Source organism: Sinorhizobium sp. BJ1 (assembly GCF_002531555.1).
GTDB lineage: Bacteria > Pseudomonadota > Alphaproteobacteria > Rhizobiales > Rhizobiaceae > Sinorhizobium > Sinorhizobium fredii_B.
Map to the genome: position 1 here is coordinate 176,811 of NZ_NWTH01000003.1, position 12,459 is coordinate 189,269.

The 12,459-nt window shown below is 62.7% G+C and carries 10 protein-coding genes; 4 read left to right on the plus strand and 6 right to left on the minus strand.

Features of this window, described 5'->3' with window-relative positions:
• Window positions 1–60: 60 nt before the first annotated feature.
• From CO676_RS04165 to CO676_RS04175, 3 genes are all read left to right on the plus strand, one after another.
• A complete protein-coding gene (locus tag CO676_RS04165) occupies window positions 61–660 on the plus strand; it encodes a CvpA family protein (RefSeq protein ID WP_014761631.1) in 600 nt (199 codons plus the stop codon).
• Between the two features lie 143 nt (window positions 661–803).
• Complete coding sequence (gene purF, locus CO676_RS04170; RefSeq protein ID WP_041413903.1) at window positions 804–2,294, plus strand: amidophosphoribosyltransferase; 1,491 nt, start codon at window positions 804–806, stop codon at window positions 2,292–2,294.
• 12 nt (window positions 2,295–2,306) lie between these two features.
• A complete protein-coding gene (locus CO676_RS04175) occupies window positions 2,307–3,047 on the plus strand; it encodes an SDR family NAD(P)-dependent oxidoreductase (RefSeq protein ID WP_097519738.1) in 741 nt (246 codons plus the stop codon).
• A 78-nt stretch (window positions 3,048–3,125) separates the two neighbouring features.
• Here the strand turns inward: CO676_RS04175 and CO676_RS04180 are convergent, their stop codons facing one another.
• The 4 genes from CO676_RS04180 to CO676_RS04195 all read right to left on the minus strand — a co-directional run bounded on the left by CO676_RS04180 (window position 3,126) and on the right by CO676_RS04195 (window position 8,565).
• The gene (locus CO676_RS04180) at window positions 3,126–3,980 is read right to left on the minus strand and encodes a phosphatidylcholine/phosphatidylserine synthase (RefSeq protein ID WP_014761628.1); all 855 of its coding nucleotides are present in this window, start codon (window positions 3,978–3,980) and stop codon (window positions 3,126–3,128) included.
• 9 nt (window positions 3,981–3,989) lie between these two features.
• Window positions 3,990–4,688, minus strand: coding sequence for a phosphatidylserine decarboxylase (locus CO676_RS04185; RefSeq protein WP_097519739.1), 699 nt, complete (start codon window positions 4,686–4,688; stop codon window positions 3,990–3,992).
• An 84-nt stretch (window positions 4,689–4,772) separates the two neighbouring features.
• Window positions 4,773–6,665 carry an ABC transporter ATP-binding protein/permease gene (locus CO676_RS04190; protein ID WP_097519740.1) on the minus strand — a complete coding sequence of 631 codons (1,893 nt, stop codon included), beginning with the start codon at window positions 6,663–6,665 and terminating at the stop codon, window positions 4,773–4,775.
• Window positions 6,666–6,864: 199 nt separating this feature from the next.
• Complete coding sequence (locus CO676_RS04195; protein WP_014761625.1) at window positions 6,865–8,565, minus strand: LysM peptidoglycan-binding domain-containing protein; 1,701 nt, start codon at window positions 8,563–8,565, stop codon at window positions 6,865–6,867.
• 242 nt (window positions 8,566–8,807) lie between these two features.
• On the opposite strand from CO676_RS04195, the gene CO676_RS04200 reads away from it, so the two are divergent.
• Window positions 8,808–9,425 (plus strand): TIGR00730 family Rossman fold protein, encoded by a 618-nt coding sequence (locus CO676_RS04200; RefSeq protein WP_097519935.1) that lies wholly within the window; start codon window positions 8,808–8,810, stop codon window positions 9,423–9,425.
• A gap of 1 nt (window position 9,426) precedes the next feature.
• On the opposite strand, the gene rarD is transcribed toward CO676_RS04200, so the two are convergent.
• Together rarD and cimA are read right to left on the minus strand one after the other, a co-directional pair.
• Window positions 9,427–10,365 (minus strand): EamA family transporter RarD, encoded by a 939-nt coding sequence (gene rarD / locus CO676_RS04205; RefSeq protein ID WP_097519936.1) that lies wholly within the window; start codon window positions 10,363–10,365, stop codon window positions 9,427–9,429.
• Window positions 10,366–10,813: 448 nt separating this feature from the next.
• The gene (gene cimA / locus CO676_RS04215) at window positions 10,814–12,430 is read right to left on the minus strand and encodes a citramalate synthase (protein WP_097519742.1); all 1,617 of its coding nucleotides are present in this window, start codon (window positions 12,428–12,430) and stop codon (window positions 10,814–10,816) included.
• Window positions 12,431–12,459: the final 29 nt, after the last annotated feature.

The following is a 12,459-nucleotide window of genomic DNA, read 5'->3' on the forward strand; positions in this document are numbered from 1 at the left end:
AGCCAGCGGCGGATAAGCTTTGTAAGACCCGAGTCAAGACGGGGTCGGAGTAAGGACAACATGCCCATTACAATTCTCGACGGTATCGTTCTCGGCGTCGCACTGTTTTCGGCCATCCTCGCGATGGTGCGTGGCTTCTCGCGCGAGGTGCTTTCGGTCGCGAGCTGGGTCGGCGCGGCGGCGGCGGCCTACTTCCTCTATCCGTACCTGCTGCCCTATGCCAAGCAATACACCACCAATGACACGGTCGCGATGATCGGCTCGGCGGCCGTGATCTTCCTGGTGGCGCTGATCATCATTTCCTTCATCACCATGCGGATCGCCGATTTCATCATCGACAGCCGCATCGGCGCACTCGACCGCACGCTTGGCTTCCTCTTCGGTGCCGCGCGCGGCATCCTGCTCGTCGTCGTCGCCATGCTGTTCTTCAACTGGCTGGTGGCGCCGCCGCAGCAGCCGATCTGGGTCACCCAGGCGAAATCGAAGCCGCTGCTCGACAACCTCGGCGACAAGCTCGTCGCACTGCTGCCGGAAGAGGCGGACGCAACCATTCTCGATCGCCTGCGCGGCAAGGACGCGACGGGCGAAGGCGAAAGCGATGCTCCGCCAGCCGCCACCGATCAGTCGCCCGCCGAGGATGCGCCGGCGACGAACGGCTAAGAAACGAGGAAATTTGCAACAAAGCCCGCTGTGCGGGCTTTGTCCATTTGGAATAACGCTTGCCAGTCATTTCGGCTAAAATTGCTTGACGTCTGGCAGCCTGATCACGATATGCGCACCGGCACGGAGCAAAGGCGACTGTGATGACCGATCTCAGATCCACTGAAATCCACGACGAAATTGATGGCGACACCCTGCACGAGGAGTGCGGCGTGTTCGGCATACTCGGTCATCCGGATGCAGCCACCCTGACGGCACTTGGGCTGCACGCCCTCCAGCATCGCGGCCAGGAAGCGGCCGGTATCGTCACCTTCGACGGCAAGCAGTTCTATACCGAAAAGCGCATGGGTCTCGTCGGAGACCACTATACCGACCCCGCCACACTGGCGAAGCTGCCCGGCTTTGTTTCCATCGGGCATACGCGCTACTCGACGACCGGCGAGGTGGCACTGCGCAACGTCCAGCCACTTTTTGCCGAGCTCGAAGTCGGCGGCATCGCTATCGCCCATAACGGCAACTTCACCAATGGCCTGACGCTCCGCCGCCAGTTGATTGCCGACGGCGCTATCTGTCAGTCGACCTCGGATACCGAAGTCGTCCTTCACCTCATCGCCCGCTCCAAGCAGGCGTCCTCCTCCGATCGCTTCATCGACGCCATCCGCCAGATGGAAGGCGGCTATTCAATGCTGGCGATGACGCGAACCAAGTTGATCGCCGCGCGCGACCCGATGGGTATCCGCCCGCTCGTCATGGGCGAACTCGACGGCAAGCCGATCTTCTGTTCGGAAACCTGCGCGCTCGATATCATTGGCGCCAAGTACATCCGGGATATCGAGAACGGTGAAGTGGTCATTTGCGAAATCCAGCCGGACGGCTCGATCGCGATCGACGCGCGCAAACCGGAATCACCGCGGCCCGAACGGCTCTGCCTCTTCGAATATGTCTACTTCGCCCGCCCCGATTCCGTCGTCGGCGGTCGCAGCGTCTATGTGGCGCGCAAGAACATGGGCGTCAATCTCGCCAAGGAATCGCCCATCGAGGCGGATGTTGTCGTTCCCGTGCCCGACGGCGGCACTCCGGCCGCGCTTGGCTACGCACAGCAGAGCGGCATTCCCTTCGAATACGGCATCATCCGCAACCACTATGTCGGACGGACCTTCATCGAGCCGACGCAGCAGATCCGTGCCTTCGGCGTCAAGCTGAAGCATTCGGCCAATCGCGCCATGATCAAAGACAAGCGCGTGGTACTCGTCGACGATTCGATCGTGCGCGGGACGACGTCGGTCAAGATCGTCCAGATGATCCGCGAGGCCGGTGCACGCGAAGTGCATATCCGCGTCGCGAGCCCGATGATCTTCCATCCGGATTTCTACGGCATCGATACGCCGGATCGCGACAAGCTGCTCGCCAACCAGCATGCCGATCTCGCCTCGATGTGCCGCTTCATCGGTGCGGATTCGCTCGAGTTCCTTTCGATCGACGGTCTTTACCGGGCCGTCGGCGGCGTTCCGCGCGATCCGCAGGCGCCCCAATTCACCGATCATTACTTCACCGGCGATTATCCGACGCGCCTGCTCGACCAGGAAGGCGCGAGCAACGTCCGCAAACTTTCGGTTCTTGCCAGCAACGGATAACCAGACAACACAATGACGCCCAATCTGAAAGACCGGATCGCCGTCGTCACCGGCGCATCGCGCGGTATCGGCTACTTCACCGCTCTCGAACTCGCCAAGGCCGGCGCGCATGTCATCGCCTGCGCCCGTACCGTCGGCGGCCTTGAGGAACTGGATGACGCCATCAAGGCGGTTGGCGGATCGGCGACGCTCGTCCCCTTCGACCTTGCCGACATGGCTGCAATCGACAAGCTCGGCGGCGCCGTCAACGAACGCTGGGGCAAGCTCGACATCCTGGTCGCCAATGCCGGTGTGCTCGGCACCATCTCCCCGATCGGCCATGTGGAGGCCAAGGTCTTCGAAAAAGTGATGACGATCAACGTCAGCGCAACCTGGCGCCTGATCCGCTCGCTCGAGCCGCTGCTTGTCAAGTCAGACGCCGGTCGCGCGCTCATCCTCTCCTCAAGTGCTGCGCACAAGTGCAAACCCTTCTGGGGGCCCTACTCCGCCTCCAAGGCCGCTGTCGAGGCGCTGGCGCGCACTTGGGCGCACGAGACGCAACGCCTGCCGCTGCGCATCCTCAGCGTCGATCCGGGTGCGACGCGGACCGCTATGCGCGCCCAGGCCGTGCCGGGCGAGGATCCCGCCACCGTGCCTCATCCCTCCGAGGTCGCGGCCGCGCTGATGCCCTTGCTTGGTCCCGAACAGACCGAAACCGGCAAGCTCTTCATCGTCCGGGAAAAGAAGATCGTCGACTACCGCATGCCGGAATAATCAGGTTCTGCGGGTTGTCCCATAAAAAGAGCCATCGCGGTATCCGCGGTGGCTTTTTCCTTGGTGCTGCTTTTGCAGTCAGTCGCTGTCGCCCGGTAGGCCGTCGCCCCCCTGGCCGGCGGGCCAGTCGCCATATTTCCGCTGCCAGGAGCGGGCGCCGAAAGGCAGCGTAAGCAGATAGCCCACTGCCGTCACGACCATCGTCTCCCAGGTGTAGGTCATCAGCGTTGCGACATAGAGGACGACGATCAGGATGGCGGGGAGCACCAGGTCGCGACGCACGCGATTCTCGGATTTGCCGGACCAGACCGGCAGGCGGCTGACCAGCAGGAAGGCGATCAGCAAGGTATAGACCGCCGCTATCAAGGCGAAGATCCTGCCGGGCGCTAGCCCGAGGAGACCGATATACACCGGCAGCAGCACCAGCATGGCGCCGGCCGGCGCCGGAACGCCGACGAAATATTCCGACTGCCAGGCCGCCTTGACGGGACGCTCGGCCATGACGTTGAAGCGGGCGAGACGCAAGCCGACCGCGATCGCATAGATGAGCGCCGCGATCCAGCCGACGGAGCGCGCCTGGTCGAGCAGGAAGGCATAAAGGACAAGGGCCGGGGCAACGCCGAAATTGATGATATCGGCAAGCGAGTCCATCTGGACTCCGAAGCTCGACGTCGCCTTGAGCAGCCGCGCCACGCGCCCGTCGATGCCATCCAGAAAGGCTGCAAACAACACCATTGCGACGGCGAGTTCGAAGCGATTCTCGAACGCAAGGCGAATGCCGGATAGGCCGGCACAAATCGCCAGAACGGTGATGGTGTTGGGGACCATCAAGCGCAGCGGGATTTCCCGCAGCCGTGGGCCACGCGCCTTTTCATGCGCGTCGTTCGTGTCGATCGCCGCTTCAGCCGAATCTTCCTGCCGGGGATTTTCCATGACCGTTCCTCACGCGCGTCGGCTGATGACCGGCCCCTTCGACGAGCCGAATTCGGCGATCACGGTCTCGCCGGCAATGGCCTTCTGGTCGAGACTGACGCGCGGCTGCGCGCCGTCCGGCAGAAACACATCGACGCGCGAGCCGAACCGGATAAGACCGAAGCGCTCGCCGCCTTCCAACGAAGCGTTCTCCGTCGTCCAGCAGAGGATGCGTCGCGCCACCAGGCCGGCGATCTGCACGACACCGACGGCGCCGTGGCTCGTTTCGACAACAAGTCCGTTGCGTTCGTTATCCAGGCTCGCCTTGTCGAGTTCGGCATTCAGGAAGCTGCCGGCCCGATAGGCGATGCGCCGGACGGTGCCGCTCATCGGCGCGCGGTTCACATGGCAATCGAAGACATTCATGAACACGGAAATGCGCAGCATCGGTTCCGAGCCGAGACCCAGTTCTTCCGGCGGAACGACGGTGGCGATCGACGAGACGCGTCCGTCGGCCGGGCTGATGACGAGATCGTCGTCGATCGGCGTCATGCGCTCCGGATCGCGAAAGAAATAGGCGCACCAGGCGGTCAAGAGGAAGCCGATCCACATCAGCGGCTCCCAAAGGAAACCAAGGATCAGGGAAACCACGAAGAAGATCGCAATGAAGCGATAACCTTCCTTGTGCACCGGGACCAGCGTGTTGCGGACCGTTTCGACCAAGCTCATCAACTTACTCCAGATGTGACGCGGAACGTGAACTAGCGCGAATTCGAGGGCCCGGCAACGGCGAACGGCTAAATGCCGGTTACGTCACGCTGCTGGAGCGCCGCGGTCGACGATACCGAGATCGTCGCGCTCGCGCACCCGCTTCAATTGCTCCTCCGCTTGTGTTGCCTCGCGCTGACGGCTCCACATGGAGGCGTAGAGGCCATCACGGTCGATCAATTCGGCATGCGTGCCGCGCTCGGCAATGACGCCGTCCTTGAGAACGATGATCTCATCGGCGTTGATGACGGTCGACAGACGATGCGCGATCACGAGCGTGGTGCGGTTGCGCGACACGACGTCGAGGGCCGCCTGGATTTCCTGCTCCGTCTTCGTGTCGAGCGCGGAGGTCGCCTCGTCGAGGATAAGGATCGGCGGTGCCTTAAGAATCGTACGTGCTATCGCAACGCGCTGTTTCTCGCCGCCCGAGAGCTTCAACCCTCGCTCGCCGACCATCGCTCGATAACCCTCCGGCAGGCCGCGGATGAAGTCGGCGATCTGTGCGGCTTCCGCGGCCGCCTCGACCTCAAATTCCGAGGCTTCGACGCGGCCGTAGCGGATGTTGTAGGCGATCGTGTCGTTGAAGAGCACCGTGTCCTGGGGGACCATGCCGATCGCGGCGCGGAGACTCTTCTGAGTAACGCCGCGCACGTCCTGACCGTCGACCGTGATCGATCCCCGCTGAACGTCGTAGAAGCGGTAGAGCAGCCGCGACAGGGTGGACTTTCCGGCGCCGGACGGGCCGACAACCGCGACCGTCTTGCCGGCGGGCACCTCGAAGGAAATTCCCTTGAGAATCGGACGGGCTGGATCATAGGCGAAATACACGTCCTTGAAGGCGACCGCGCCGCGCCCGATGTCGAGTTCCTTCGCATTCGGCCGGTCGACCACCTCCGCCTGAACGTCGAGAAGATCAAACATATTTTCGATATCCGTCAGCCCCTGACGGATCTCGCGATAGACGAAACCGATGAAGTTCAGCGGAATCGCAAGCTGGATCAGCATCGCGTTGATGAAGACGAAGTCGCCGATGGTCTGCTCGCCGCTCCTCACGGCGAGCGCCGAAATCGTCATCATCACGGCCGTGCCAGCCCCGAATATCAGCGCCTGGCCGAAGTTCAGCCAGCCGAGCGAGGTCCAGACTTGAGTGGCAGCGCGTTCGTAGCGCTCCATCGACTTGTCGAAGCGCTTCGCCTCCATTTCTTCATTGCCGAAATATTTGACGGTCTCGAAGTTGAGCAGCGAATCGATTGCCTTGGTGTTCGCATCGGTGTCGCTGTCGTTCATCGAACGGCGAATGGCGATCCGCCAGTCGCTGGCGCGTACGGTGAACCAGATGTACAGCCAGACGGTGATAGCGGTGATGAGGAGATAGCTGAAGCCGTAGCCCCACCAGAAGATCATCGCCGTCAGCAGAAACTCGATCAATGTCGGGACGCTGTTCAGGATCGTGAAGCGAACGATCGTCTCGATGCCCTTGGTGCCCCGCTCGATGATGCGCGAGAGCCCGCCCGTGCGCCGCTCCAGGTGGAAGCGCAGCGACAGCTGATGCATGTGGACGAAGGTCCTGTAGGCAAGCTGCCGCACGGCGTGCTGGCCGACGCTCGCAAAAAGGGCATCGCGCAATTGATTGAGGCCGGACTGCAGCAGGCGCGCCAGATTGTAGGCGAGCACCAGCATGACGGCTCCGGTCAGGAATTGCGGCAGGAAGCCGAGCGCGTCCGGCTTGTTGTTCAGCGCATCCGTCGCCCATTTGAAGAAATAAGGAACCAGGACGAGGACAATTTTGGCGGCGACAAGGATGATGGTCGCCCAAATGACGCGTAGCTTGAGATCGGGACGCTCGGCCGGCCACATATAGGGCCAGAGATTGGCGATCGTACCCACTGGATTGGCGGCATCGGCGGAAATCGTTTTCTTCTGCTTCTGGGGTGCCACGTGTCTGCTTCCAATGCTTCTCAGAATCGCGGCGATGCCGAACGCACGCGACTCCACCGTCAACCGAGAGGCCGGGTACCGTGTCCGCGATCCCGTTGCAACTCAATGAAAAGCGGCGTCCGTGACGGACGCCGCCTGTCCTTACAGATAGGTCTACAACTGCACCACCGCAATGGAACTGCGGTTGGAGCAGCGATGATTATTCGCGCCTTACGCGCTTGCGATGCATCTCGCGCGATTCCTCATCGGAGAGAGTCTCGTTCGGAACCCCGAACACCTGACCAGGACGGATCAGGTCGGGATTGTCGATCGCTTCGCGATTGGCGAGATAGATCGTCGTGTAACGCACGCCCGCACCATAGACCCGACGCGAAATCTGCCAGAGCGTATCGCCGCGGCGGATGATCACCGATTCCTTGCTTTGCTTGAGCGGCGGTTGCTCGATCGTTGCAGGCTGCGCGCCAGCCGTTGGCGATGCAGCGATCTCACCGCTCGACGACTGAGTTGCGGCATTCGTCGCGCTCTCGGGTTCCGGCGCGTCGCTCGCCGAGGTCTGGGGCTTGGCAGAGGCCGCAACCGCAGTCCCGCCCGCCTGTCGCGGCAAGGCGGCTCCGACGACACCATCAACCTTGCTCAGCGTAGCGGCGACGCTTGCCGGGTCCTGCGGCGAATTCCTCAGAAGCTTCAAGGCCTCGGCGGCTGCCTTCGAAGCCTCGGCCGCCGCTGCCGCCTGCGCCGCGCCGGAACTGTCGGCCGGCTTGAACTCGGAAAGCGACTTGAGCGCAAACTCCGTTGCCGAACGAGCCGCGGCAAGCTGCTCGGCGGAGGGCTGCTTGCCATCGGCGAAGAGGCCCTTCAACAGGACAAGCGCCTTGCCGGCCTCCGTCCTCAGCCCGTCGAGGCCAGGGGTAGCGGAGTCCGCAGAGGAGCCGGCAATCGCAGCGACCTGTGCGCCGGCCGGCCTGTCGAAAGGCACCGAGGCGCGCATCGCCACCTTGGCGGCGTCCTCACTCATCATGTCTGCACGGATGATGTGGCTGCCGACCGCGAGGTCAATCGAACCATCGACGACGAAATGCCCCTTGTCGTCCGCCTTCATCTCACCAACGAGCTTGTCGTCGGCATAGATACGCACCAGCGCTCCGGGTTTCGCATTGCCGGCAACGAATATCTTCCTGCCTTCGATCTCGACGGCCGTCACCTGCAGCCCCGGCACGATATTGGAGGCGGCCGGCGTCGCGAGCGCCGCCTCCGGCGCGCCGTTCTGCGTGGCGGGTGCGGCGGCAGTCTCGGTCGGCTTGGCCTTCGGCGTGGTGATCAGCCGGCTCGCCTCGCCCGGCTTGGAGACCATGGCCAGCAGTTGCCCACCCGGCTCCTTCGGCACGGAAATGGTCGCAACCTCTTCCGAGATCTTGCTGACGCCGTCGGCGCCGACACTCCTGAGCGTCAGCTGGTGGTCGCCGGCGGCAAGCGGCTTGTCGAACACGGCGGCAAAGTCCCCGGCGGCGCCGACATCGGCCGTACCGACAACCATATCGCCGCTCAGAATTTCGAGCTTCGTGCCCGGCTGGGCACGACCGGCGACGACGGTCGAGCCGTCCGGCTCGACGCGAAGAAGATCAAAGCCTGGAACGGTCAAGTCGGTAGCCGCACCGGGAGCAGTACCGGCAACCGTCCCAGCCGCCTGCTCCGTGGTCGTGCTTTGCGCGGTGCTCGAAGCGTCTCCGACCTTGGCGGCCGGCGCCGACCCTGCGGTCTCACTGCCGTCTGCCGTGGGTTGCGCGGTCTGCGCCTTGTCATCATCATTCAGATCGAGGTTCGGCTGAACCACGAAGACCATCAATGCAGTCGCAATCGCCAGCACACCGAGGGCCACCCAGCTGGCCTTGTTCTTAATCATGCCACTCTCCACAGGAGCGGAACGGTGCTCCGCACATGCCCCTTTATCGGCTCACAACCTGCAAGCCTTTGACACATTATAGCGCAACGGCGATCGGCCGTCCGAATTCTTCAATGTAATGCGGAAATTGCTAACGTTTCCTGTAGTTAAGCACAAGCTTCGACTGCTCCGGCAAGCACCGGCACGACAGGTTTTCGCGCATTTTCCTTGACCGGTGCTGCGCTGCAATGTCTTTTGCCTTCATGAGCGAGCATGATATTCCGATTCGATCCGTCTGCGTCTATTGCGGTTCACAGCCCGGACGCGACCCCGCACATATCGAGGCGGGGCGTCTTCTCGGCAAATCGATTGCCGATCATGGCCTGCAGCTCGTCTATGGCGGCGGCACGCGCGGCATCATGGGTGCAGTGGCGAGCGGCGTGCTTTCGGCCGGCGGTCACGTCACCGGCATCATTCCCGAATTCCTGATGGACAAGGAAGCGACCCGCCACTCGCTCGGGCAGCTCAACGAGCTCATCGTTACCGGCGACATGCACGAGCGCAAGCACACGATGTTCGAGCGCGCCGACGCCTTCGTAGCGCTGCCCGGCGGCATAGGCACGCTCGAGGAGATCGTCGAGATCATGACCTGGGCGCAGCTCGGCCGTCACCGCAAGCCGATGGTGTTCGGCAATATCAACGGTTTCTGGGCGCCGATGCTCGAACTCATGCAGCACATGCGCGAGCAAGGCTTCGTCCACACGGCCCACCTGGTTCAGCCGCTGGTGATCGACCGGGCCGAGGACATCGTCCCGGGCATTCTGGCTTCCGCCGCCGCGAATGGTCGCGAGGGCGAAACCGAGATCATCTCTAAGCTTTGAGCTATTCCGCAGGCGTCGGCTGTGCGGCGCGGCGCGCCCTGCTTTCGGCCAGCATCGCTCCCGAATAGACGATGAGCGCCGCCCAGATCAGCGCGAAGGCGATGAGTTTCGCGGCGCCGAAGGGCTCGTGGAACACGAAGACGGCGATCACGAAAATCATCGTCGGGGCGATATACTGCATGATGCCGATGGTCGAGAGCCGCAAGAGCTTGGCGCCATTGGCATAGATCATCAGCGGCACGGCCGTGACGAGGCCGCAGGACAGAAGGAGGACGACGTCGGTCATGCTTGTGTCGCCAAAGTGCCCCTGCCCCGTTGCTTCGAGCCAGATGATGTAGCCGATCGCCGGGACGCTGAGCAGAAGCACCTCGAGGAAAAAGCCCTGATTCGGCCCGATGGGCAGCGTCTTGCGGAAGAAGGCGTAGAAGCCCCAGGAGATACAGAGCCCGATCGAAACCCAGGGCAGGCCGCCGGCGTCGAAGGCGAGTACGGCGACCGCAAGCGCAGCGAGCGCGATCGCCACCATCTGCGTCGGACTCGGTCTTTCCTTGAGCAGGAGGGCCCCCAGGAAAATCGAGAACAGCGGGTTGATGTAATAGCCGAGTGCCGTCTCGATCGCCCGCCCGGCACCGATCGCCCAGACATAGATGCCCCAGTTGACCGTGATCAGGACGGCCGTGAGCGTCGCCATCTTCAGCATGCGCGGCGAACGCAACGCGGTCTTGATCTCCTGCGTGCGGCCGAGCCACAGAAGCACCAGGCCGGCGAGCGGGACAGACCAGACGATGCGGTGCGCGACGACTTCGGCCGCAGGGATGTGCGCCACGGCCTTCATGAAGAAGGGCAGGAAACCCCAGAGGAGGTAGGCTGTCAGCGCGAAGGCGAATCCTCTCGCGGAATCGGTATTCTCGGCGGGCTGTTTCGCATTCGGCTCTGCCATGATCTTGATCCTGAAAATTCGACCGGAGCCAAGCGGGCGTGCTCCGATTGCAATCGACGGCCAGTCATCAGCGGAGAACTGCCGTCCCTCCTTCTCGCGTCCTACTCCAACCAAAGGTGATGCACCAATTCATTTCCGTGAACCGATGCATGAGCGACGCTGAACGTGGAGCTAGAGCCTTTCCTGGTTAAATTGAACCATTCTGTTGGCTCAAGCGGAGCGGAATGTTTGCTCGGCTGGCGCGCGGCGTAGCCAACGCTACGGCGAAGCCGGCCGAGCAAACAGGCCGCCCGCTTCAGCCAACCCCGAAGGGCCGGGCATCTTTCCCCCAGGATCAGAGGCGATCGCCTCGGCCGTACGTCCGGGTACGACTCTCGGCAATCGCCTCTGCCCTGTCGAAAACCTGCTCCGGCAGAATGTTTCCATTTAACCAGGAAAGGCTCGAGGGCTATTCGGCGGCAATAAGCCCGACCTGGTCGCGGTTCTTGAGCAGCTTGTAGACGATGCTGTCCATCAGCGCCTGGAAGGACGCATCGATGATGTTGTCGGAGACGCCGACCGTCCACCAGCGAGCGCCCGTCTGGTCCGTCGATTCGATCAACACGCGGGTGACCGCCCCGGTGCCGCCATTGAGGATGCGCACCTTGTAGTCGGCAAGTTCGAGATCGGCGATCTCCGACTGGAATTTGCCGAGATCCTTGCGGAGAGCAAGATCGAGCGCATTGACCGGACCATGCCCCTCGGCGACCGACATCATCACTTCGCCGTCGACGATGACCTTGACCACGGCCTCCGACACGGTCTTCAGATTGCCGTTCGCATCGAAGCGGCGCTCGACCATGACCCGGAAGCTTTCCACATGGAAAAAGTCGGGCACGGTGCCGAGGATCCGGTTGGCGAGCAGCGTGAAACTCGCATCCGCTCCCTCATAGGCATAGCCTGTCGCCTCGCGCTCCTTGACGATCTCGATCAGCCGGTCGAGCCGCGGATCGTCCTTCGAGACGATGATGCCGCGCCGCTTGAGCGCGTTGATGAAGTTCGCCTTGCCGCCCTGGTCGGAGACCATGACCTTGCGCAGGTTGCCGACCGACTCGGGCGCGACATGTTCGTAGGTGCGCGGATCCTTCAGGAGCGCCGAGGCATGGATGCCGGCCTTCGTGGCGAAGGCCGAAGCGCCGACATAGGGCGCCTGCGGGTCCGGCGAGCGGTTGAGCAGTTCGTCGAAGGCGTGGGCAAGGCTCGTCAGTTCCTGCAGCCTGTCGGCGTCGATGGCGGTCTCGAAGCGCCCCGAATAGGTTTCCTTCAGCGCCAGTGTCGCAATCAGCGTCACCAGGTTGGCATTGCCGCAGCGTTCGCCGATACCGTTCAGTGTTCCCTGGATCTGCCGCACGCCGGCCTCGACCGCAGCCAAGGAATTCGCCACCGCCTGGCCCGTATCATTGTGCGCGTGGATGCCCAGATTGGCGCCCGGTACCCCGGACGCGATCACCGCCGATACGATCTCGCGGATTTCAGGCGGCTGCGTGCCGCCATTGGTATCGCAGAGCACCACCCAGCGCGCCCCGGCCTTGAGCGCCGTTTTCGCACAGGCGATCGCATAGGCCGGATCTGCCTTGTAGCCGTCGAAGAAATGCTCGCAATCCACCATCGCCTCACGGCCGGAGGCGACGACCGCCTCGACGGAGGCGCGGACATTCTCGAGATTTTCCTCGTTCGAACAGCCGAGCGCCACCTCGACATGGTAGTCCCAGCTCTTGGCGACAAGACAGATCGCATCGCTCTTGGCTGCGAGCAGCGCATTGAGGCCGGGATCGTTGGAAGCGGAGACACCGGCGCGCTTGGTCATGCCGAAGGCGACGAAGGAGGCCTTCTGCGTACGCTTCTTCGTGAAGAACTCCGTATCGGTCGGATTGGCGCCGGGATATCCGCCCTCGACATAGTCCATGCCGAATTCGTCGAGCATGGCGGCGATGGCGATCTTGTCCTCGACGGAAAAGTCGATACCGGGCGTCTGCTGTCCGTCTCGAAGCGTCGTGTCGAAGAGATAGATACGTTCCTTGGTCATGGCTCGGTCCAAAAATCAGGGTCTAGAAT